Consider the following 21,709-nt stretch of genomic DNA (forward strand, 5'->3'; position numbering starts at 1 on the left):
ATCCGGCAACGGCTCGATTCGGTCCACATCCGCGCCCTGAATCACGTTTCACGCCCGGCGGGAATCCCTCAAATCCGATTTTCCAAACAGCCTCTCAGAGGGACGCTGTGGGGGCGGCCGTGAATTATCTCTTTGTCTTTCTATTGTCCGCGTTGGTCGCGCTGGGAGAGCTTTTGGCTCGGTATCGCGACAATCCAATGGACTCGCTCAAATCGTCTCCCGCGATATTCTATATCGCTTTCAACGGCATAGTTGGCGTCATTGCCCTCTACATCCTCAACTCCGTTACGCCAGATTTGCTGCAATACAAAGCTTGTACTGACGAGGATATAAATACAGTTTGCCCTTCAATTCAGCTACTTCGCGTAGTTGCTGCGGCCTTCGGCTCTCTCGTCGTCATGAGGAGCGCTTTCGCGCGCATGTCCATCGGGGGACAGGATATCGGCATAGGCCCTTCTGCCTTGATCGAGATATTCCAGAAGACTGCTGACAGGGGCGTTGACCGGACGCGTGCCTTTCGCCGAATTGATGAGTTGCCGAAGGACCTCCGGAAGATTCCTCACGATTTTGCCAGCACCACGCTCGCGGCTCTGTGCACCGAATTGATGCAAAATCTGACTGCTGAGGAAAAGCTACGCATCTCCGAGCGTATCAAGCTCGTTACGGAAGCAAGCGAGCAGAACGAAATTCGGCCCTTGCTGGTGGCACTCATACTTCAGCAGTTCGTCGGTAAGGATGTCTTGAGCAAAGCCGTGGCCAAGATAGTCACGGACTACAGCGATGTGTTGGATCGCCTTACGTCGGAACGGAATCGGAAGGCCGAACAAATCTCTCCCGACCTGTTCCCCGCCTCGCAGATCGAGCTGGGGGCCTCGAACGGTCAGCCGAAATTGGCCGTTACCCCGTCATAGAGCAGCTTCACCGCGACGAGAGCGACCGTGGCGTAGGTGAAGGGGTAGAATATCTCCGGCCGCATCCGGCGCACCAGCCAGGCGCCGGCAAGCGTCGCCAGGGGCGCCAGCGGCATCAGCGCAAGCGAGGCGGTCAGGTTGGTGGCGTCGAACTGGCCAAGCGCGAAATACGGCACCAGCTTGATGGCGTTGGTCACCGCGAAGAAGATCACGCTGGTGCCCGTCAGGAGCTTCGGGTCGAGCTTGAGCGGCAGGGTGTAGACCTGGAAGGGCGGGCCCCCGACATGGGCCACGAAGCTGGTGAAGCCGGCGACCGAGCCCCAGAAGGCCCCGGCTGTCGCGTTCGGCTGGGACCTGTGGTCGGCGCCGTGCCGGAGGCTCGTATAGACCCAGCGCGCCACGAAGGCGATGGCGATGGCGCCGACGATGAATCTCACCATGTCCACCGTCACCATCGAGGCGGTCAGCCAGCCGACGCCGATGCCGACGATCGAGCCCGGCAGCATCTGCCGCAGGATCGTGCGGTCGAAGACGCCGCGCCATGTCCACAGCGACACGACGTCCATCAGGATGAGGATGGGCAGCAGGATGGCCGCCGCCTGCACCGGCGACATCGCCAGCGCCATCAGCGGCACGCCGACGAAGCCGACTGCGCCGCCGAAGCCGCCCTTCGACAGGCCGACGAGAATCACCGCCGGAACGGCGGCTGCGTAGAACCATGGGTCGAGGAGAAGCGCGGTCATGGAGAGCCTCTGTCATCGCCCCATAGCGGCATTGCCGCCGGTTGGCGAGAGCCGCGCCTGTCTTTTCATATGCTTGGGCCAGGCCGTGCGTCCTGTTCAACGGCGGCACTTTGTTCTATGCCCCAATGCAAACATGTTCGCCTTGCATAGGCGACAGTCAGTCGGATCGAGGAAGATGAACGCAGACACGCCGCCCAATCGCTGCCGCATCGTGCTGATTGTGCCGCCGTCCGTGCCGCCGCTCGCGGTCGAGGCGGCTCTTGGCGGCGGCGACGTCGCCTCGCTGATCCTGACGGCCGAAGGTGTCGACGAGGCTTCGTTCCAGGGCTTCGCCGAGAAGGTCGCCGCCACGGCGCGCGCCGCCGGCGTGGCCGTGGTGGTTGCCGGGGATACCCGCATCGCCGGGCGTATCCACGCCGACGGCATTCACGTCGAAGGCCGCAGGGAAGAGCTAGCCGATGCCATCGAGCGACACCAGGACCGGCTCATGGTCGGCACCGGCGGCGCCAAGACCCGCGACGACGCGCTCGAGCTGGGCGAAGAACGTCCCGACTACATGTTCTTCGGCCGCTTCGGCTACGACAACAAGCCCGAACCGCACCCGCGCAACCTGTCGCTGGGCGAGTGGTGGGCCGAGATGATCGAGATCCCGTGCATCGTCATGGCCGGTTCCGACATCGCATCCGTTCAGGCCGTGGCCGCGACCGGTGCCGAATTCGTCGCCCTGTCGGCGGCGGTGTTCGGCGATGGCGTCGATCCGCGCGACGCGGTGGCCCGCGCCAACGCGATGCTCGACGAAACCGCCCCGAGCTTCGAGGAACAGTGATGCGGCGCCCTGGCCTTCTCGCTGCAACGCTGTGCCTGGGCTTCGGGCTCCAGCCCGCGGCCGCGGTGGAGGGCGGGCTGCTCAATCCGTCGGATGCAGGCGCCGTGCCCGCGCTCGGCAAGCCGGCCGACACGATCGATCCGAGCCGTTTCGGGCCGGCCCCGGCGGAGGGGGCGGCACCCGCGGCGCAGACGACCCCGGCCGGGCAGCCTGAGGCGGCTCCCGCGTCCCCGTCCGATCTCGGCGCAAATCCCGCTGCAAAGGCGCCCGACGGCATCGATCCCAACCGCTTCGGCGGCAAGGCGACCGACGAGCCGTATGGCGCTTTCCAGCGCGGCCTCTACAAGACCGCCTACAATCTGGGCCTGCCGCGGGCCGAGGCCGGCGACGCTGCGGCGCAGACGCTTGTTGCCGAGATACTCTCCCGCGGCCTGGGCATGCCGCGCAACGATACCGAGGCTGCCAGATGGTACCAGCGCGCCGCCGAGCAGGGCGTGCCCGAGGCGCAGTTCCAATATGCGCTGCTGCTGCTCGACGGGAAGTACGTCACCCGCGACGAGAAGGCGGCGACTGCGCTGATGCAGGCGGCGGCCGAGGCCGGAAACCGCTTCGCGCAGTTCAACTATGCCCAGATGCTGGTGCAGCGCGAGGCTGGCGAGAAAGGCCTCGTCAAGGCCGTCCCTTATTACGAGCGGTCCGCCGAGACCGGGCTTGCGGATGCGCAATATGCGATGGCGCAGGTCTACGCCAACGGCGTCGGCGGCAAGCTGCGCGACGACCGCCGGGCGCGGCTGCTGCTCGTCCAGGCCGCACGTCAGAACTACGACACCGCGCAATTCGACCTGTCGCTGTGGATGGTCGACGGGCGTGGCGGCGACCGCGACCTGAAATCGGCCTTCGGCTGGATGAAGCTCGCGGCCGACAGCGGCAACGTTGCCGCCCGCAACCGCCTCGCCAAGTTCTACATGGGCGGCATCGGCGTCGAGCCGGATCCGATCCTGGCGGGCGCCTGGTACATAGTGGCTCGGCGCGCCGGCCTGACCGATCCCGAAATGGACGATTTTCTGCGCGGCCTCACCGACGATGAGATGAAGCAGGCGCTGGAACGGGCCAACCGCATCCGCTGATTGTCGCCAAAAGCGCGACTTCTCTTGCCTAGAAGGGCATTTTGTGGTCTTGGAAGCGCCGATGGCGCCCCTCCAGCGGCGCAATGCTCTCTTCCGGAATCAAATCATGGCCAAGATCAACGGCAACGAAATCCGTCCCGGCAACGTCATCGAGCATGACGGCGGCCTGTGGGTGGCGGTCAAGACCAACGCGGTGAAGCCCGGCAAGGGCGGCGCCTACAACCAGGTCGAACTCAAGAATCTCATCAACGGCACCAAGCTCAACGAACGCTTCCGTTCGGCCGAGACCGTCGAGCGCGTCCGCCTCGAACAGAAGGACTTCTCCTTCCTCTACGAGCAGGGCGATGCGCTGGTGTTCATGGACACCGAGAGCTACGAGCAGCTCGAACTGCTCAAGGATTTCGTCGGCGACCGCGCCGCCTTCCTGCAGGACGGCATGATGGTGACCGTCGAGCTCTACGAAGAGCGTCCGATCGGCATCGCGCTGCCCGACCAGGTGACGCTGACCATCACCGAAGCCGACCCCGTCGTGAAGGGCCAGACGGCCGCCTCGTCCTACAAGCCGGCGGTGCTCGAAAACGGCGTCCGCGTGCTGGTGCCGCCCTTCATCTCGTCGGGCGAGCGCATCATCGTCGACACCAACGAGATCACCTACGTCCGCCGCGCGGACTGATCTCGTCAACCTGAAGTCCCGAGGGTCTAGAGAATGGCGCGTTCGGCGATCATCAATGTCATGGTGCAGGCCGCAATGAAGGCCGGCCGGTCGCTGGGGCGCGACTTCGGCGAGGTGCAGAACCTGCAGGTCTCGCTGAAAGGTCCCGGCGACTACGTCTCCCAGGCCGACCGCAAGGCCGAGGAGATCATCTTCACCGAGCTCGCCAAGGCCCGTCCCGGCTACGGCTTCCTGATGGAAGAGCGCGGCGCCGTCGAAGGCGAGGACAGCCAGCACCGCTGGATCGTCGATCCGCTCGACGGCACCACCAACTTCCTGCACGGCATCCCGGTGTTCTCGATCTCGATCGCGCTGGAACGGCAGGGCCAGATCGTCGCGGCCGTGGTCTACAACCCGGCGATGGACGAGCTCTACACCGCCGAGCGCGGCGGTGGCGCGTTCCTCAACGACCGTCGCCTGCGCGTCTCGGGGCGCACCAAGCTGACGGACGCGGTCATCGGCTGCGGCGTGCCGCATCTCGGCCGCGGCCACCACGGCAACTTCCTGCTCGAACTGCGCAACGTCATGGCCGAGGTGGCCGGCGTCCGCCGCCTCGGCTCGGCCGCGCTCGACCTCGCCTACGTCGCCGCCGGCCGCATGGACGGCTTCTGGGAGACGGCGCTATCGCCCTGGGACGTCGCTGCCGGCATCCTGCTCGTGCGCGAGGCCGGCGGCTTCGTCTCCGACGGCAAGGGCGGCCAGGACATGCTCGAGGGCGGCTCGATCGTCGTCGGCAACGAGCTCATCCACAAGGCCCTGCTCAAGACGCTGAAGAAGCCGGTCACCCCGCGCTGACCGCCTTTGCCCTTTTAGCTACCTTGCCTACCCCGCCTGCGCCCGGCCATATTGGTCGAAGGCGCAGGGGCGAGCGATGACGGACAATATCCGCACGGCCGAGGCTTCCGTGCCCGTCACCGGGCGCTTCGCCCTTTCGCGCGCCGAACTCATCGCCGACGGGGTGGTGCATGTGGTCGGCATCGTGCTGGCAATTGCTGCCGGCTCGGCGCTGCTTTCCGTCGCGGCCTTCCACGCGGCTTTCGGCGAATACATCGCAGCCGTGTTCTTCGTCGTCGCGCTGCTCACCTCCCTGTCGGTTTCGCTCGCCTACAATCTCTGGCCGGTCTCGCCGGCGAAATGGGTGCTGCGCCGCTTCGACCACGCCGGCATCTTCCTTCTGATCGCGGCCACCTACACGCCGTTCCTGGCGCAATTGCCCGATCGCGTCACCGCCGCATGGATGGCCGGCGTCGTCTGGGTCGCGGCCGTCGTCGGCATATGGGTCAAGCTTTTCCTGCCCGGGCGGTTCGACCGGCTCGCGCTCGTCTTCTACCTTGCGCTCGGCTGGAGCGGCATCGTCGTGGCGCGGCCGCTCGGCGCCGCCCTGCCGCCGGCCACGCTCTGGCTGCTGCTCGCCGGGGGCGTCGTCTATTCCTGCGGCGTGATGTTCTATGCCCGCCACGGCTTGCGCTTCCAGAGCGCGGTGTGGCACGGCTTCGTCATCGCCGGGGCGGGTCTGCATGTCGCGGCGATGATCGACCTTCTGGTGGTGGCGCGGCTCTGATACCGCATCGGCTGCGCGCAAGCGTCTTTCATTTTCGTCACATTTCCGCTTACAGTCTTGGTCCATTGATGCATCGGTCCGATGCCGGGGTCGGCTTGGGCGGCGCGATGCGCAAACACTTGGTTCCAGAGCGCCCCAGCCACCTCCCAGTCGAGGCGCGGCGCCCTGACCGCGGGGAATTGGAAACCGGGGCGCCGATGGCATTGTTGAAATCACTCGGGTCGGGCAGAGGCTCGGACGTCCTCAGCTACGACCCGCACCGCTTGTCCAGTCCGCAGGTGTTCCTGCTGACGATGATCATCTTCCTGGCGATCGTCGCCTTCATCGCAGCGATCCTGACGCGCCAGATCTCGAACGCCTTCGTCACCAACCCCGGGCTCAACGGCCTGATCATCGGCGTGCTCGTCGTCGGCATCGGGCTCGCCTTCGTGCAGGTGGGGCGGCTGTTCCGCGAAGTGCGCTGGGTCAATTCCTTCCGCGCCGGCTCCGAGGTCACAGAACCCGTGCTGCTGGCACCGATGAAGGCGATGCTCAGCCGTTCCTCGTCGATGGCGTTTTCGGCCAGTTCGATGCGCACGATGCTCGATTCGATCGCCACTCGCCTCGACGAGACGCGCGACGTCTCGCGCTACCTCGTCGGCCTGCTCGTCTTCCTCGGCCTGCTCGGCACCTTCTGGGGCCTGTTGCAGACCATCGGTTCGATCGGCGACACCATCCAGGCCCTCGATCCGGGCTCCGGCGACGCCGCCGCCGTGCTCGAGGCGCTCAAGGCCGGTCTCGCCGCGCCGCTGCAGGGCATGGGCACGGCGTTCTCGTCGTCGCTCTTCGGCCTTTCGGGCTCGCTCGTACTGGGCTTCCTCGATCTCCAGGCCGGCCGCGCCCAGACGCGCTTCTACACCGAACTCGAGAACTGGCTGTCGACCGTCACCGACCTCTCCTCCGACATGGTCGTCGCCGATGCCAAGAACGGCTCGTCCTCCGACGAGATCCGCGTGCTCTCCGAGCGCCTTCGCCACCTGCAGGAGCAGGGCGGCTCCAATCCGCGCGTCGCCGCCGCCATGGCCAACCTCGCCGACGGCATCTCCGGCCTGGTCAAGAACATGCGCAGCGAACAGCAGATCATGCGCGACTGGGTCGAAGCCCAGTCCGACGAACAGAAAGCCATGCGCACCACGCTCGAAAAGATCGCCGACGCCCTCAAGAAAGAGGGAGTCCACTAAGTGGCGTTGGCGCGCGGGCGGCGCGGCGACCGCCGCATCGACTACTGGCCGGGATTCGTCGACGCGCTGTCGACGCTTTTGCTCGCCATCATGTTCCTGCTTTCGGTCTTCGTGCTGGCGCAGTTCCTGCTCAGCCGCGAGATTTCCGGCAAGGACGAGGTGCTCAACCGGCTGAATTCCCAGATCAACGAGCTGACCCAGCTTCTGGCGCTGGAGAAATCGAACTCGCAGGACGCCGAGGATGCGCTCGCCAATCTGCAGGCGTCGCTGTCCTCCGCCGAAGCGGAGAAGAGCCGGCTCGAGCAGCTCCTGGCGCAAGGCGCGGGCGCCGGCGATGCGGCCAACGTGCGCATCGGCGAGCTTTCCGGCCAGCTCGACAGCGAGCGCCAGATCAGCCAGCGGGCGCTCAGCCAGGTCGAACTGCTCAACCAGCAGATTTCGGCGCTGCGCAAGCAGATCGCGGCGCTCGAGGAGGCGCTCAATGCCTCCGAGGCGCGCGACAAGGAATCCAACACCAAGATCGCCGACCTCGGCCGCCGTCTCAACGTGGCGCTGGCCCAGCGCGTGCAGGAGCTGAACCGCTATCGCTCCGACTTCTTCGGCCGGCTGCGCGAGATCCTCTCCGACCGCGAGAACATCCGCATCGTCGGCGACCGTTTCGTCTTCCAGTCGGAGGTCTTGTTCCCGACCGGCTCGGAGCAGATCAACGACGCCGGCAAGGTCGAGATGAAGAAGCTCGCCGACGCGATCATCGAGCTGCAGAAGGAAATCCCGCCGGAGATCAGCTGGGTGCTGCGCGTCGATGGCCACACCGACAACATCCCGCTCTCGGGCACCGGGCGATACCGCGACAACTGGGAGCTTTCGTCGGCGCGCTCGACTTCGGTGGTCAAGTTCCTGATCGAGAACGGGGTGCCCGCCAATCGTCTGGTGGCTGCCGGCTTCGGCGAATTCCAGCCGCTCGACACCGCCGACACGCCCGAGGCGCGCTCCAAGAACCGCCGCATCGAGCTCAAGCTCACCGAGCGCTAGGTCTGGCGTCGCACGAATGCGGCCAAGAAGCAGCGTGAGCGGCGGTCATTCGTCACGGTGCCCGCCGCTCCGGATCAAGATTTCGTGCGCTGCCGGGATGCCCCAATTGGGGCGGAGTTGCGGCAGCCGGGAGCCGATTGCGGCTGCTGCGGGCGCGCAAACATTATCTTTTCTTAATTAGGCCTGGCTTGGGGCGCGGACCTAGACTCCTCCGGCAGTCCGGGAACCGCCGGCGATGGCCTCCCACCGCGACGCGACGGAACCGGACGGGCTGCTCGGTCCGGGGAGCATCGGTTCCCCGACAATCTTCGGGAGACGCTACCATGCGCTCTTTGACCTTCAGGACTTCCCTTGCCGCTCTGCTCATCTGCACGCCGCTGGCTGCGGCCTATGCGGCCTCTCCGCACGAACCGCATTTCCGCTCCATCGAGCGTGACGACCACGGTACCGACGCCGCGCCGCTTTCCACCTATGTGCCGGGCGGCCAGTTGAGCGCCGTGCTCAACGACCTGCACGATGCCAATGCCCGCATCGTCTCCGACCGCAAGGCGAAGCTGATCACGCCGGCCGAGGCGCGCTCGCTCGAAGCGCAGGTCGCGGCGGTCCGCAAGGCGGCGGTCGCCGATGCCGCTAGCGGTATGATCCCCGGCGGCGAATACCGTCAGCTCATGGCCCGGATCACCGGCCTGGACGACCAGGTCGGCCGCGACGCGATGCGGGGCTGACGCCTTCCTGGTGCAGCGGCGCTCCCCGGAGCGATCCGGGGGCGCCTACCAGCCCAGCCACAGCGCCAGCAGCGCCAATGCGGCCGGCAGCGTCTGGATGAACAGGATCTTGCGGCTCACGGTCGCCGCGCCGAACAGCCCGGCGATGGCGACGCAGACCAGGAAGAAAACCTGGACTGCCCGGCCCGCTTCTCCCAGCGCCAGCCCCCACAGCAGTCCGGCGGCGAGAAAGCCGTTGTAGAGGCCCTGGTTGGCGGCCAGAACCCGCGAGGCCCTGGCGAAATCGGGCTTGAGGCCGAAGGCCTTGTGGCCGCGCGGCGTGTCCCACAGCACCATTTCCAGATAGACGATGTAGAGATGGATGAGGGCCACAAGCCCGACCAGTGCCTTAGCCAGCATTCTTCCCCGCCTTGTTGCGCCGATCGCCCACCTCACCATGCCGGACGAATGCCGGGCAAGCCTGGACCAGCCGAACGGGCTTGCGGCGCGGCAGCGTTTCGTATCCTTTCGGCCAATTCCGCAACACAGGAGTCGCCATGTCCTTTGCCAAGCTCGACGAACTCGGCCGCAGGCTCGAAGCCTTGGAACATGCCCTCGCCATCCTCGGGGCCGACGAGGCGACCCACATGGCGGTCGGCGGCGGCGCCAAGCGCGCGGAGGCGATGTCGGCGCTGGCCGGCATGCACCATCGTCAGGCCACCGCGCCCGAGATCGCCGACTGGATCGTCGCGGCGGAGAAGGAGGTCCTCAACGAGGAGCAGGCGGCCGCGCTCGCGGAGTTCCGCCGCCAGTACACCAACATGACCTGCCTTCCGTCCGAATTCGTCGAGCGCTTCACCGCGGCGCGGCTGCGCTCGGAGCAGCTGTGGCGCGACCTCAGGGCAAAGAACGACTGGGCGGGCTTCGAGCCGGCGCTGGAGGGGGTGGTCGCGCTGGTGCGTGAGGAGGCGGCGTTGCGCTCGGACGCGCTGGGGCTCGATCCCTACGACGCGTTGATGGAGCAGTACGACCCGGGCAACCGCACCGCCGACATCACGCCGGTCTTCGCCGACCTGAAGGCGTTCCTGAAGGACTTCGTTCCCGAGGCGCTTGCGGTGCAGGACGAGCGGCGCGCCACGCAGCCGGTGCGCCCGCTGTCCGGCGTCTATGCGGTCGAGCGCCAGCGCGAACTCGGGCTGGCGATGATGGCGGCCATCGGCTTCGACCTCACCCGCGGCAGCCTGTCGGTGTCGCACCACCCCTTCTGCGGCGGGGTGCCGACCGACGTGCGCATCACCACGCGCTACAAGACCGGCGATTTCCTGTCCGCCCTGATGGGCGTGCTGCACGAGACCGGGCACGCGCTCTACGAACAGAATCTGCCCCAGGCCTGGTCGCACTGGCCGCTCGGCAAGGCGCGCGGCATGGCCGTGCACGAGAGCCAGAGCCTGTTCGTCGAAAAGCAGCTCGGCCGCAACCCGGCCTTCTGGCGCTGGGCGCTGCCGCTGGTCGAGCAACATCTCGGCGAAAGCTGGTCGCTCGACGAGATATTGCCGCATGTTCACCAGGTCGAGCGCGGGCTGATCCGCGTCGACGCCGACGAGGTCACCTATCCGCTGCACGTCATCCTGCGCTACGAGCTGGAGCAGGAACTGGTCGCCGGCCGCCTGGCCGTCTCGGACCTTCCCGAGGCGTGGGACGCCAAGATGCGCGAGTATCTCGGCCTGTCCACCATCGACAACCCGGCCGACGGCCCGATGCAGGACGTGCACTGGCCGGGCGGCGCCTTCGGCTACTTCCCTTCCTACACGCTGGGCGCGATGATGGCGGCACAGCAATGGGCGGCGATCGTCAGGCAGCATCCGGCCGTCAACGACGAGATCGCCAGGGGTCATTTCGGGATGATCAACGAGTGGCGCGGGAAGAACATCTGGTCGCAAGGGTCGCGCTGGTCGACGCCGGAACTGCTCGAACGCGCCACGGGCGAAAGGCTGAACGCGGCCTATTTCACCGCCCACCTCAAGAAGCGCTACGGACGCTGAGCGACCCGACAAGACTTCGGAAAGGCGCCGCAAGCATGGCGCCTTTCCGCTGCGGTATCTCGACGTACCGACTTTCCGCTTGAACTTGCGGACCATTCCCCGAAACTCGCGTCCAAACCACGAGACCTTGGGAGGGGCAGGTGGCGGAACGGGCGGATGCGATCGTCGTGGGCGGTGGGATCGCCGGTCTCGTTGCCGCGGCCGAACTCGCCGACAGGGGCAGGCGCGTCGTCGTCCTCGAACAGGAAGGTGAGAATTCGCTCGGCGGCCAGGCCTTCTGGTCGCTCGGGGGACTGTTCTTCATAGACAGCCCCGAGCAGCGGCGCATGCGCATCCGGGACAGCCGCGAACTTGCCCTGCAGGACTGGCTGGGTTCGGCGCAGTTCGACCGGCCCGAGGATTTCTGGCCGCGCAAGGTCGCCGAAGCCTTCGTCGACTTCGCCGCCGGCGAGATGCGGCCCTGGCTCCATGGACAGGGCATGCGCTGGTTCCCGGTCGTCGGCTGGGCCGAGCGGGGCGGCGCGCTCGCCCATGGCCACGGCAACTCCGTGCCGCGCTTCCATGTCACCTGGGGCACCGGTCCCGGCGTGCTCGAGCCATTCCTGCGCCGGGTGCGGGAACACGAAGCGGCAGGCCGCATCGCGCTCAGGTTCCGCCGTCAGGCGAGCCGGCTCATCAAGGCGAACGGCGCCGTAACGGGCGTCGCCGGCGAGATCCTGGAACCATCGACCGTCGAGCGCGGCCGGCGGTCGAGCCGCGTCGTGATCGGCGATTTCGAGGTTCACGCGGATGCCGTCATCGTCGCCTCCGGCGGTATCGGCGGCAACCACGACCTCGTCCGCAAGGCCTGGCCGGTCGATCGCCTCGGCCCGCCGCCCAAGAAGATGGTCGCCGGCGTGCCGCATCACGTCGACGGCCGCATGATCGCGATCACGGAAGCTGCGGGCGGCACCGTCATCAACCGCGACCGCATGTGGCACTACACCGAGGGGCTGACCAACTGGAGCCCGATCTGGCCGAACCACGGCATCCGGATCCTGCCCGGCCCATCGTCGCTGTGGTTCGACGCTCTCGGCGAGCGGCTCGAGGCACCCTTCCTGCCCGGCTTCGACACGCTCGGCACGCTCCGGCGCATCCTCTCCACCGGCCACGACTATTCCTGGTTCGTGCTGACCCAGAAGATCATCAGGAAGGAATTCGCGCTGTCCGGCTCCGAGCAGAACCCGGACCTGACCTCGAAGCGCTGGATCGAGGTGCTGAAGAGCCGCCGCGCCAAGGGTGCGCCGCCTTCGGTCGAGGCCTTCAAGCAGCACGGCGAGGACTTCGTCGTCCGCGACAGCCTGCCGGAACTGGTCGCCGGCATGAACGCGCTTGTCGGCAGCGACCTCATCGACCATGACCGCCTGCACGCCCAGATCGCCGCCCGCGACCGCGAGATCGACAATCCCTTCTCCAAGGACGTCCAGGTCACCGCCATCCATGGGGCACGGAAGTATCTCGGCGACCGGCTGGTCCGCACGGCCAGGCCGCACAAGATCCTCGACCCGGCCAACGGCCCGCTGATCGCCGTCCGCCTCAACGTGCTTACGCGCAAGACGCTGGGCGGCCTGCACACCAATCTCGACGGCCAGGTGCTGGACGCAGCCGGCGAGCCGGTCCCCGGCCTCTATGCGGCCGGCGAGGTCGCCGGCTTCGGCGGCGGCGGCTACCACGGCTACAACGCGCTCGAAGGCACGTTCCTCGGCGGCTGCATCTTCTCGGGCAGGAATGCGGGGAGGAGTGCTCGGCTAATTTAGACGTTGTTCAGGCAGCTAAGGTTCTGTCCACAATTGTCGCGCCGACGGCGTTGGCGCGAATGGACTCGATCGCAATGAGGGCCTCCGCCTTCGTCTGGAACGCCTCGGAACTGAAGGTCACCTCGCCGCCGGCTGCGAGAAATCGAAAATGGAAGCTGCCGGAGCGGTCCTTGTAGATCTCGAAGCGGAACGGCGTTGTTCTGCTCGGTGCCGGCTGCTCCTTGCTGGTACGTACAACAACCGATCTGGTTCCAGACAGGTCGAATTCGGTCAGGTCAGCCTCATCGACAAAGCGCTCGGCTTCCTCGTCGGTCGCAAAGTCAGGAAGAGGCTTAAGCTTTTTGCTGCTCATAGTGCCTGATTTCCCTTGCGTGCATGTATCTGGCGCTGATCGGGCGGAGCAATTTTAAGCCACGCAGATCACGGATGCAAAACACGATGAATATGTGTCGTCCCTGACCGTCACGCCCGATCGCGCGGAACCGATGCTCGTCGGCGGCGTCGAAAGGGTCATCGAAAATGCCCAGTTCTCCATCGAAGATCGATTCGATCTGAACCTTGGAAAGCCCGTGCCTGGCACATTTAGGCCAATTGCCGCCATCCCAGTCGAAACCGTCAATTCTCATCGCTCAGAATTGGAGATCACATGGTGGTCGTGGAAAGTGTCGATGCAACAATAGGTAAACATCGTTGTGAGGGAAAGTGCTGAGTGTTGCTGATCTATGAGAGATTTCGGTTGCTGTCGCAGAAAACTTGGAGAATCTGCCCGATTGACGAACGCCGTCGTGCCGCCCAAGCTGGCAGCCCCAGCACAGCATGACGAGCAGCAGACGATGACCATACAGTCCGCCCACGCCTACCGTGCCGTGCCTCTGCCCGACTACGTGGAAAAGCCGGTCGAGGAGATGCGGGCCGATGCCCAGGCCTTCTATGACGAGATCCGCACGCGCCACACGGTGCGCGATTTCTCCACCCGGCCGGTGCCGCGCGACATCATCGAGACCTGCATCCTGGCCGCCGGCACCGCGCCCAACGGCGCCAACCACCAGCCCTGGCATTTCGCCGTCATCGGCGATGCGGAGATCAAGCGGCAGATCCGCGAGGCGGCGGAAGTCGAGGAGCGTGCCTTCTACGAGGGCCGCGCCGGTGAGGAGTGGCTGAAAGCGCTGGCGCCGCTCGGCACCGATGCCTCGAAACCCTTCCTCGAGGAGGCGCCTTGGCTCATCTGCATCTTCGGCGAGCGCAAGAGCCGCTCGGCCGACGGCGTTTCGCGCAAGAACTACTACGTGCCGGAATCGGTCAGCATCGCCACCGGCTTCCTGATCGCGGCGCTCCACCGGGCGGGGCTCGCCATGCTCACGCATACGCCGAACCCGATGAGCTTCCTCAACGAGATTTGCGGCCGCGACCCGCACGACAAGCCCTATATCCTGATGGTCGTCGGCTATCCGAAGGACGGCGCCACCATCCCTGCGCATGCGATGGAAAAGCGGCCGCTGTCGGAGATCGCGACGTTCCTCTGACGGGCTACTCCGCCGCGCCCTGCAGGGCGCTGGCGCCGGCGTCGAACTGCAGCTTGGCGAGACGCGCATAGACGCCGCCCCTGGCGACCAGGCTCTGGTGCGTGCCTTCCTCGACCACCTGGCCGCCATCCATGACCAGGATGCGGTCGGCCTTGAGCACGGTCGCGAGGCGATGGGCGATGACGATGGTGGTGCGGCCCTGCATCAGGTGTTCGAGCGCGGTCTGCACCTGCTTCTCGCTCTGCGCGTCGAGCGCCGACGTCGCCTCATCGAGCAAAAGGATCGGCGCGCTGCGCAGGATGGCGCGGGCAATGGCGATGCGCTGGCGCTGGCCGCCGGAAAGGGTCACGCCGCGCTCGCCGACCTGGGTGCCGTAGCCGTCCTGCAGCTTGTCGATGAACTCGTCCGCGAGTGCCGCGCTTGCCGCGGCCTCGATCTCCTTCTGCGTCGCGCCGGGGCGGCCGAAACCGATATTGTCGGCGGCCGAGCTTGCGAAGATCGTCACGTCCTGCGGCACGATGGCGATGCGCGCGCGCACCGCCTCGGGATCGGCCTTCTGGAGGTCGACGCCGTCGATCAGCACCGCACCGCTCTCCGGATCGTAGAAGCGCAGGAGCAGTGAGAACACGGTGCTCTTGCCGGCGCCGGACGGGCCGACGATGGCGACCGTCTCGCCCGGCTTGACCGTGAAGCTCAGGCCATGGACCGCGGCGCGGTCCGGCCGCACCGGATAGGAGAAGGTTACGTCGCGGAATTCGATGGCGCCCGGGCTTTTGGCCGGCAGCGGCAGCGGCGAGGCAGGGGCCGCGACGGTCGACTTCTCGGCCAGGATCTCGGTGATCCGTTCGGCAGCGCCTGCGGCGGCGCTCAGTTCGCCCCACACTTCCGAGAGCGCGCCCAGCGCACCGGCGGCGAAGACCGAATAGAGCAGGAACTGGCCGAGCGTGCCGGGCGAGATCGTGCCTTCGAGCACGTCGCGCGAGCCGAACCAGAGTACTGCCACCACCGAGGCGAAGATGGTGAAGATGGCGAAGAAGGTCAGGATGGCGCGCGCCAGCACCGAGGCGCGGGCCGCCTGGAACGCGGTCTCCACCGCGGCGGCGAAGCGTCCGGTCACCAGCTTCTCGTTGGTGAAGGCCTGCAGGGTGCGGATGGCGCCGATCTGTTCGCTGGCGAAGGCGGTGGCGTTGGCAAGCGTGTCCTGTGCCGTACGCGACTTGCGGCGCACCGAGCGGCCGAAGGCGACCAGCGGCAAGACGATCAGCGGGATCGCGGCGATCACCAGGCCGGATAGCTTCGGGCTGGTCACCACCATCATGGCGAGCGCACCCAGCCCGAGGATGACGTTGCGCAGGGCGACGGAGGCGGTGGCGCCGACCGCCGATTTGATCTGCGTCGTGTCGGCGGTCAGGCGCGAGACGATCTCGCCCGACATGGCCGTGTCGAAGAAGGCCGGGGAGAGCCTGGTCACATGGGCGAAGACGTCGCGGCGCAGGTCGGAGACGACCCGTTCGCCGAGCGTGATGACGAAATAGTAGCGGCAGGCCGAGGCGAGCGCGAGCAGGGCGGCGATTGCCACCAGCATGCCGAAATACCTGGCGATGAAGCTGGAATCGGACGACGAGAAGCCGTGGTCGATCATGCGGCGGACGGCGATCGGCAGTGTCAGCGTGGTCACGGCGGCAAGGACCAGCGAGATGATCGCGCCGACGACCAGCTTGGGGTAGCGGCCGAGGTAGGGGGACAGGCGGCTGAGCGGACGCAGCGAACGCCTGCGCTCCTGGTTCGCGCTCTCGGTCGTATCCGCCATGAATTTTCCCTTCGGGCCGCGGCCCATTTGCCGGCTGCGCGGCCTTGTGATTCGAAATCGGCTGATGTATAGGCACGCCGACCGTTTCTGAAGCCGTGGCCTATCTAGCTGCGGCTTCGAAGTTTAGGAAGAGGCGCATCGCCGCAGGACACCTGCGCAAGCCGCGCCGCGACAGCAGGAACAGAGCGATGAAGGCCGATATCCATCCCGACTACCACACCATCAAGGTCGTCATGACCAATGGCACCGAGTATTTTACCCGCTCCACCTGGGGCAAGGAAGGCGATACGATGAACCTCGATATCGACCCGACCACGCACCCGGCCTGGACCGGCGGCCAGCAGACGCTGCTCGACCGCGGTGGCCGTCTGTCGAAGTTCAAGAAGCGCTACGAAGGCCTCGGCATCTAAGCCGGCCCTGCTTCACGGAATACAAGGAACCCGCCCTCGTGGCGGGTTTTTTGTTGCCGTCGGACGCGCTAATCATTGCATGTCCCATTTCGTGAGAGAGCCATGCTGGATTTGAGTGACGAGCGATGGTCTGGCCTGACAGGCGGATACAAGGTCGCCTACGATCCCCGCCACGCAATCGACCTGCTTGCGAAGGACTACGGCGACAGCACCGCATGGGACGAACTCTTGAGCGAGCTGCATCATCAAGGGGATGTTGGTGATGCGTCCTATGCCGCTGTTCCCGAGTTGGTCAGGATCTCCGCCCAGCACCATCCTGCGCATTGGGCGCTTTGCGGTCTGGCCGCAACGATCGAAGAGGCGCGGCTGCTTTTTCGACGAAATCCTCCGGTCCCCGGATGGCTGGAGCGTGACTATGCTGAGGCATGGCAACACCTCTTTGAGCTGGCCTTGCGTGATTTGAGGACCGAGTCGGAACCAACGATCGTGACGTGCGCATTGGCCGTCGTCGCCTTGCACCGCAAACAGTTGTCATTGGGACGCCTTGCCCTCTGTGGTGAGGATGAACGAACCGAAATGCTCCAACGCCAATTCGGCGCGATCTAGGCTCGTATTGCTGCGTATGTCGCGTAGGCGCCCTTCATCTAAGCCGGCCCTGCTTCACGGAATACGGAAAACCCGCCCTTGTGGCGGGTTTTTTTGTTGCGCGTCAGGGGTGAAGGGCAGGTCGAGGCCCTTGCGGCTAGGTCGAGGCCTGCCTTTCTTCGTTCAGCTGAACATAGTGCCTGAATCTTTCGCGATCGATCGTCGTCGGCAGACCCGCTTGATCAAACGGCTTCTTGAAATCGAATGCGAATGGCTGAGCGCCATGGTCATGCAGATGTTCGTGCCTTGCGATGGCCTCTGCCCAGGTCGGCGTGTGATCGTCGTCAGCCCACCATAGCGCATACAGCGGCCACTCGGGCTTGATAAACCACTCTCGGCCATGTCTGCGGGCTTCGGCATGAATTCCAGCGTAGGAATAGGCCATCGGCGACGCCAGGTCTTTCCAGAGCGATAGCGTCGAAGGCGACCATTCATCGCCTCGTTCCAGGTAGAACCGAGGAAAAACCTGTTTACCCCAACTTGCCGGACCAGGCTCATCCTCATAGCCGGATCGTGCGACAAACCCTTGGCTGGCCTCGGCAGCAGCAAAGTTGATGTCGTTGCGATCGTGGAAGCCCTGGTTCTGGGGATCGGCGGCAGGCGTGCGAAGTACACCAAAGGTGTACAGCGCCAGGTTTTTTCCTTTCATCGATTCTCTCTTATCGAAGTACTTATTGAAGAGCAAAAGCAACCTGAAATAACTGCAAAATGGCCCGCTGAGAATGGTCTTCTCAGGCGTCGTGGTGGGGGCGAGGTGCACCCTAACATCTCCTCGATCGGGTGTTGAGGTGTGGCATTGGCGATGCCGAGGCTCTCGCAGCGCGGACGCCCTCCCTCCCCCTTGTGGGGAGGGATAAAGGGTGGGGGTATCTCCAGTCTCGGGCCGGGAAGGGGAGAATACCCCCACCCCTAACCCCTCCCCACAAGGGGGAGGGGGACGTCGCCGCTGAACGCCTCGATTTCCCGCAACGCCATCGCCTTGTAGTCGGCCACCAGCGCGTCGCCTTCTTCCCTCTCCACCGAGATCGCCAGCCGCATCGTCGCTTCGCCCAGCGACATGATCAAGAACGCCTTGCGTTCGACTTCGACTGCGTCGGCGCCCGGCGCGACGCGGCTCCAGGCCTCCGCCAGCAGCGCCCCGTTGGCGCGGCTGTCGCGCAGGTCGATGTCGCGCAGCGCCTTGTCGGCCTGCGTGCCCGACCAGATGTCGCGCATCACCGGCTCGGCGAGGAAGATGCCGTAATAGGTGTCGATCAGCCCGGCGAAGGCCTGGAGCAGGCCGTCCATGTCGCGCACGCCTGTCAGCCCGTCGGCGATGCAGGCGCGGCCCTCGGCGTTGTAGCGCTCGGCCAGCGTGCGCACGATGGCGCCCTTGTCGGGGAAGTACTGGTAGAGCGAGCCGATCGACACGCCGGCGCGTTCGCCCGCTCCATCTAAGGAAAAGGCCGGGTCGCCCCGGCCTTCTTGCTTCAACCCTGGCGCTTCCAGCGCGCCACGGCGTGCTCGATCAGCCGGCCGACCAACTCGGGATAAGAGACGCCCGATGCCGCCATCGTCTTTGGATACATGCTGATGTTGGTGAAGCCGGGGATGGTGTTGACCTCGTTGACCAGCGCCGAGCCGTCCGCCTTCACGAAGAAATCCACCCGCGCCATGCTCTCGCAGCCCAGCGCCAGGAAGGCGCCGCGGGCAATCTGCTGCAGCTTGGCGGTGGCGCCGTCGGGCAGCTCGGCGGGAATACGCAGCGCGGCGCCGTCGGCGTCGATGTACTTGGCCTCGTAGGTGTAGAAGCCGTGGCTCGCTGCCGGCACGATCTCGCCCGGCACGGAGACGGAGATGGAGCCGTCGGGTGCCTCGAGCACCGCGAACTCGACCTCGCGGCCGGCGATGAACTCCTCGATCAGCACCTTGCGGTCGTGCCTGAAGGCCTCGGCCAGCGCCTTGTCCAGCTGCTCTTCCGTCTCGGCCTTGCCGACCCCGACAGACGATCCCTGCCGCGCCGGCTTGACGAAGACGGGCACACCGAGCGTTGCCTTCACCGCTTCGAAGCCCGGCTTGTCGCCGGCATGCACTGTAATGCCGCGGGCGACCGGCAGCCCGGCCTCCTTCATCAGCCGCTTTGCCGTGTCCTTGTCCATGGCATTGGCCGAGCCGAGCACGCCGCAGCCGACATAGGCAATGTCGGCCACCTCGGCGAGGCCCTGCACCGAGCCGTCCTCGCCGAACGGGCCGTGCAGCACCGGAAACAGCACGTCGACCTTCGGCAGCTCGAACGGCGCCTGGCCCTGGGGCAGGGCGACCAGCCGCCCCTTGCCGCCGGGCACCAGCGCCACCTCGGTGCCGCCGGCGGGCACGGCAGTCGGCAGGGCGCCGTTCCGGTCGAGTTCGGCCAGCAGCCACCGCCCGTCGCGGGAAATGCCGATCGGCACCACCTCGTGCCGCGCCTGGTCGATCGCCTTGACCACGTTGCTCGCGGACATGATGGAAACGTCGTGCTCGGCGGAGCGCCCGCCGAACAGCACTGCGATGCGTGGTTTCGTGGTCATGCTTTCTCCCGCAAGCGCCGAACCGCCTTAATAGGCAGCCTACCGAGTGGCCGGCGATTCCAGCTTATCTGTGGCGCGTGGCGCGAGACGCGCCGCTCTCACGCCTCGCCCTTGGCCTTGTGGCCCTTGCGGTCGGAATGGCCGAGGTCACGGTCGGGGTCGATCACGTCGCGCACCAGCTGCTTGAGCTGGGCCGCGTCGGGAAAGCCGCCGTCGCGCTTGCGGTCCCAGATCAGTGCGCCATTGCAGGTGATGGTGAAGATGCCGCCGGTGCCCGGCACCAGCGTCACCTCGCCAAGCTCGGTGCCGAAGGTCGACAGCAGTTCCTGCGCCATCCAGCCGGCACGAAGCAGCCACATGCACTGGGTGCAGTAGGTGATGCGGATCTGGGGAAGGCTCATGAAGTTCTCAATACACTGGTTCCTGCAATCCGGTCATAGATCGGATCGCGCTTCCTGGAAACCGAAACGATGATCCAGATCAGCCAGGCGACCTGGATCATACCGGTGATTGCCGTCGATGCGATGTAGCTTGGGCTCAGCAGCGTAGAAAACTCCTGGGCCGCGCCTTCGGCGAACAATTTGCCTTGCCACCAGTACATGACGACGAAAGCGGGGACGATGCCGATCATCATAGCCAGTTGGCGTGTAACTGCTTTCCTCAATGGTAGGCCGACTCTCGATGGCGTTCGGCCGTCTACAACTCGAATACTGACTGCCTGTTTGCCGAGCGTGGCCCCTCGCCAAGTTTCCATCAGGACAAGATAGGCCAAGAACACAACGCTGCCGAGCCAACTCACGTCAAAGGCGTCAACTGCCTGACCATCCGGCCCGAGGGAATAGCCCCACGTGGCAAAGGTTTGTGCTTGCCCGTTGCCGTCGACTTTGACGATCAGCAAGGTTCGCGACGTTTGAAACCCGAAGATGGACGCCGCGCAATCCATGGTCGACGTGAAGCTGGGAGGCGGCGGAGGCTCAAGCCGCTGTGGAAGCTCGGTCACAGGTGCGCAGTTCAGTGATGCTGGTCCGAGGTTGCCTTGCACGGCACCATGGGTTTGCAGGAAAAGTACAGCAATCAATAGTTGCGCTGGCACCAGTAGTAACATCGTCACGACGCAATCAATCATCAGCGCGCCAACGCGTCGCCAGAATCCAGCCCTGGCCTGAACCACTTCGATAAATGTCATTTTGAACGAAATCTCCCGCCTGAGGCGAGGCTCGTCCATCTGTTCTCAAAACGCAATTGGCGCCGGTCGAGGATTTTCGACCGGCGCCAATGATATCAACCTCAGTCCATGCAGACCGGCTTACGCCGCGCTGAGCTTGGCCAGCGTTTCGTCATCGACTTCGAAGTTGGCGTAGACGTTCTGCACGTCGTCGTCGTCCTCGAGGGTGGCGACCAGCTTCATCAGCGACTGGGCGCGCTCTTCGTCGACGGGGATGTTGTTCTGCGGCTTCCAGATGATCTTCACCGACTCGGCGTCGCCGAGCGAGGCTTCCAGCGCCCTGGAGACTTCGCCGAGGTTTTCGAAAGCGCAGGTGATGGTGTGGCCGTCCTCGTCCGACTGCACGTCGTCGGCGCCGGCTTCGATCGCCGCGTCCATGACCTTGTCGGCGTCACCGGCCTTGGCGGCGTAGACGATCTCGCCGACGCGGTCCCACATGAACGACACCGAGCCGGTTTCGCCCATCGCGCCGCCGGCCTTGGTGAAGGCGGCGCGCACGTTGGAAGCGGTGCGGTTGCGGTTGTCGGTCAGCGCCTCGACGATGAGGGCTATGCCACCGGGGCCATAGCCCTCGTAGCGCACTTCCTCGTAGTTCTCGGCGTCGCCCATCGAAGCCTTGGAGATGGCGCGCGCGATGTTGTCCTTGGGCATCGACACGGCCTTGGCATTCTGTACCGCCAGGCGCAGGCGCGGGTTCATCGCCGGGTCGGGCACGCCGGTCTTTGCTGCCACGGTGATTTCGCGCGCGAGCTTGGAGAACATCTTCGAGCGCACCGCGTCCTGGCGGCCCTTGCGGTGCATGATGTTCTTGAATTGTGAATGGCCGGCCATGGGACCCCTGTTCTGTCGCTTCGGCGAGTGTTGGAATGGCCGGCG

At 65.5% G+C, this 21,709-nt stretch carries 26 protein-coding genes; 15 read left to right on the forward strand and 11 right to left on the reverse strand.

Annotated elements, in window-relative coordinates:
* Nucleotides 1-911 (forward strand): hypothetical protein (locus J2X50_RS22535; RefSeq protein WP_429098197.1); only part of this gene is annotated, 911 nt, incomplete at its 5' end.
* On the opposite strand, the gene J2X50_RS22540 is transcribed toward J2X50_RS22535, so the two are convergent.
* Complete coding sequence (locus J2X50_RS22540; RefSeq protein ID WP_429098199.1) at nucleotides 881-1,654, reverse strand: sulfite exporter TauE/SafE family protein; 774 nt, start codon at nucleotides 1,652-1,654, stop codon at nucleotides 881-883. The two genes, J2X50_RS22535 and J2X50_RS22540, sit on opposite strands and share 31 nt — an antisense overlap.
* A 175-nt stretch (nucleotides 1,655-1,829) precedes the next feature.
* Here J2X50_RS22540 and J2X50_RS22545 point away from each other — a divergent pair, with 175 nt between their 5' ends.
* From J2X50_RS22545 to J2X50_RS22580, 8 genes are all read left to right on the forward strand, one after another.
* Nucleotides 1,830-2,480 carry a thiamine phosphate synthase gene (locus tag J2X50_RS22545; RefSeq protein ID WP_429098201.1) on the forward strand — a complete coding sequence of 217 codons (651 nt, stop codon included), beginning with the start codon at nucleotides 1,830-1,832 and terminating at the stop codon, nucleotides 2,478-2,480.
* Nucleotides 2,480-3,607 (forward strand): tetratricopeptide repeat protein, encoded by a 1,128-nt coding sequence (locus J2X50_RS22550; RefSeq protein WP_429098203.1) that lies wholly within the window; start codon nucleotides 2,480-2,482, stop codon nucleotides 3,605-3,607. Before J2X50_RS22545 ends, J2X50_RS22550 begins: the two co-directional genes overlap by 1 nt.
* A 106-nt stretch (nucleotides 3,608-3,713) precedes the next feature.
* Nucleotides 3,714-4,280, forward strand: coding sequence for an elongation factor P (efp, locus tag J2X50_RS22555; protein ID WP_340037925.1), 567 nt, complete (start codon nucleotides 3,714-3,716; stop codon nucleotides 4,278-4,280).
* A 33-nt stretch (nucleotides 4,281-4,313) separates the two neighbouring features.
* Nucleotides 4,314-5,114 (forward strand): inositol monophosphatase family protein, encoded by an 801-nt coding sequence (locus tag J2X50_RS22560; protein ID WP_429098205.1) that lies wholly within the window; start codon nucleotides 4,314-4,316, stop codon nucleotides 5,112-5,114.
* A 76-nt stretch (nucleotides 5,115-5,190) separates the two neighbouring features.
* A complete protein-coding gene (trhA, locus tag J2X50_RS22565) occupies nucleotides 5,191-5,880 on the forward strand; it encodes a PAQR family membrane homeostasis protein TrhA (RefSeq protein WP_429098207.1) in 690 nt (229 codons plus the stop codon).
* A 197-nt stretch (nucleotides 5,881-6,077) separates the two neighbouring features.
* Nucleotides 6,078-7,100 (forward strand): MotA/TolQ/ExbB proton channel family protein, encoded by a 1,023-nt coding sequence (locus J2X50_RS22570; RefSeq protein WP_429098209.1) that lies wholly within the window; start codon nucleotides 6,078-6,080, stop codon nucleotides 7,098-7,100.
* Nucleotides 7,101-8,132, forward strand: coding sequence for a peptidoglycan -binding protein (locus J2X50_RS22575; RefSeq protein ID WP_429098210.1), 1,032 nt, complete (start codon nucleotides 7,101-7,103; stop codon nucleotides 8,130-8,132).
* Nucleotides 8,133-8,455: 323 nt separating this feature from the next.
* Entirely contained in the window at nucleotides 8,456-8,857 is a 402-nt protein-coding gene (locus J2X50_RS22580) for a hypothetical protein (protein ID WP_429098212.1), read from the forward strand.
* A 45-nt stretch (nucleotides 8,858-8,902) separates the two neighbouring features.
* On the opposite strand, the gene J2X50_RS22585 is transcribed toward J2X50_RS22580, so the two are convergent.
* The gene (locus tag J2X50_RS22585; RefSeq protein ID WP_429098213.1) at nucleotides 8,903-9,256 is read right to left on the reverse strand and encodes a DUF1304 domain-containing protein; all 354 of its coding nucleotides are present in this window, start codon (nucleotides 9,254-9,256) and stop codon (nucleotides 8,903-8,905) included.
* Between the two features lie 137 nt (nucleotides 9,257-9,393).
* Between J2X50_RS22585 and J2X50_RS22590 the strand changes: the two genes are divergently transcribed.
* Together J2X50_RS22590 and J2X50_RS22595 are read left to right on the forward strand one after the other, a co-directional pair.
* Complete coding sequence (locus J2X50_RS22590) at nucleotides 9,394-10,878, forward strand: carboxypeptidase M32 (protein ID WP_429098215.1); 1,485 nt, start codon at nucleotides 9,394-9,396, stop codon at nucleotides 10,876-10,878.
* 140 nt (nucleotides 10,879-11,018) lie between these two features.
* The gene (locus J2X50_RS22595) at nucleotides 11,019-12,674 is read left to right on the forward strand and encodes an FAD-binding dehydrogenase (RefSeq protein WP_429098216.1); all 1,656 of its coding nucleotides are present in this window, start codon (nucleotides 11,019-11,021) and stop codon (nucleotides 12,672-12,674) included.
* 7 nt (nucleotides 12,675-12,681) lie between these two features.
* Here J2X50_RS22595 and J2X50_RS22600 read toward each other — a convergent pair whose 3' ends face one another.
* Together J2X50_RS22600 and J2X50_RS22605 are read right to left on the reverse strand one after the other, a co-directional pair.
* Nucleotides 12,682-12,852 carry a YegP family protein gene (locus tag J2X50_RS22600; RefSeq protein WP_429098274.1) on the reverse strand — a complete coding sequence of 57 codons (171 nt, stop codon included), beginning with the start codon at nucleotides 12,850-12,852 and terminating at the stop codon, nucleotides 12,682-12,684.
* 154 nt (nucleotides 12,853-13,006) lie between these two features.
* Entirely contained in the window at nucleotides 13,007-13,225 is a 219-nt protein-coding gene (locus J2X50_RS22605) for a BrnT family toxin (RefSeq protein ID WP_429098276.1), read from the reverse strand.
* Here J2X50_RS22605 and J2X50_RS22610 point away from each other — a divergent pair.
* Together J2X50_RS22610 and J2X50_RS22615 are read left to right on the forward strand one after the other, a co-directional pair.
* Nucleotides 13,121-13,354, forward strand: a complete 234-nt coding sequence (locus J2X50_RS22610) for a hypothetical protein (protein WP_429098282.1) — start codon at nucleotides 13,121-13,123, stop codon at nucleotides 13,352-13,354. The genes J2X50_RS22605 and J2X50_RS22610 overlap by 105 nt on opposite strands.
* Before the next feature lie 153 nt (nucleotides 13,355-13,507).
* Entirely contained in the window at nucleotides 13,508-14,197 is a 690-nt protein-coding gene (locus tag J2X50_RS22615; protein ID WP_429098277.1) for a nitroreductase family protein, read from the forward strand.
* A gap of 4 nt (nucleotides 14,198-14,201) precedes the next feature.
* On the opposite strand, the gene J2X50_RS22620 is transcribed toward J2X50_RS22615, so the two are convergent.
* Nucleotides 14,202-16,007, reverse strand: a complete 1,806-nt coding sequence (locus tag J2X50_RS22620; RefSeq protein ID WP_429098217.1) for an ABC transporter transmembrane domain-containing protein — start codon at nucleotides 16,005-16,007, stop codon at nucleotides 14,202-14,204.
* Nucleotides 16,008-16,195: 188 nt separating this feature from the next.
* On the opposite strand from J2X50_RS22620, the gene rpmE reads away from it, so the two are divergent.
* Nucleotides 16,196-16,417: a 50S ribosomal protein L31 gene (rpmE, locus tag J2X50_RS22625; protein WP_340037911.1), complete on the forward strand. Its 222-nt coding sequence runs from the start codon at nucleotides 16,196-16,198 to the stop codon at nucleotides 16,415-16,417.
* 102 nt (nucleotides 16,418-16,519) lie between these two features.
* On the forward strand, nucleotides 16,520-17,023 hold the full coding sequence (locus J2X50_RS22630; RefSeq protein WP_429098219.1) for a hypothetical protein: 504 nt from the start codon (nucleotides 16,520-16,522) through the stop codon (nucleotides 17,021-17,023).
* A gap of 136 nt (nucleotides 17,024-17,159) precedes the next feature.
* On the opposite strand, the gene J2X50_RS22635 is transcribed toward J2X50_RS22630, so the two are convergent.
* The 6 genes from J2X50_RS22635 to J2X50_RS22660 form a co-directional block, all read right to left on the reverse strand.
* Entirely contained in the window at nucleotides 17,160-17,822 is a 663-nt protein-coding gene (locus J2X50_RS22635; protein ID WP_429098221.1) for a DUF3291 domain-containing protein, read from the reverse strand.
* Between the two features lie 149 nt (nucleotides 17,823-17,971).
* Entirely contained in the window at nucleotides 17,972-18,535 is a 564-nt protein-coding gene (locus tag J2X50_RS22640; protein ID WP_429098222.1) for a TetR/AcrR family transcriptional regulator, read from the reverse strand.
* A complete protein-coding gene (locus J2X50_RS22645) occupies nucleotides 18,532-19,608 on the reverse strand; it encodes a D-alanine--D-alanine ligase family protein (protein WP_429098223.1) in 1,077 nt (358 codons plus the stop codon). Before J2X50_RS22645 ends, J2X50_RS22640 begins: the two co-directional genes overlap by 4 nt.
* Nucleotides 19,609-19,706: 98 nt before the next feature.
* Nucleotides 19,707-20,009 (reverse strand): SelT/SelW/SelH family protein, encoded by a 303-nt coding sequence (locus tag J2X50_RS22650; protein WP_429098225.1) that lies wholly within the window; start codon nucleotides 20,007-20,009, stop codon nucleotides 19,707-19,709.
* Complete coding sequence (locus tag J2X50_RS22655; protein ID WP_429098227.1) at nucleotides 20,006-20,794, reverse strand: RDD family protein; 789 nt, start codon at nucleotides 20,792-20,794, stop codon at nucleotides 20,006-20,008. Before J2X50_RS22655 ends, J2X50_RS22650 begins: the two co-directional genes overlap by 4 nt.
* A gap of 120 nt (nucleotides 20,795-20,914) precedes the next feature.
* Nucleotides 20,915-21,664, reverse strand: coding sequence for a YebC/PmpR family DNA-binding transcriptional regulator (locus tag J2X50_RS22660; protein WP_429098228.1), 750 nt, complete (start codon nucleotides 21,662-21,664; stop codon nucleotides 20,915-20,917).
* Between the last annotated feature and the right edge of the window lie 45 nt (nucleotides 21,665-21,709).

The sequence above is a fragment of the Aminobacter sp. BE322 genome, assembly GCF_050433525.1.
GTDB lineage: Bacteria > Pseudomonadota > Alphaproteobacteria > Rhizobiales > Rhizobiaceae > Aminobacter.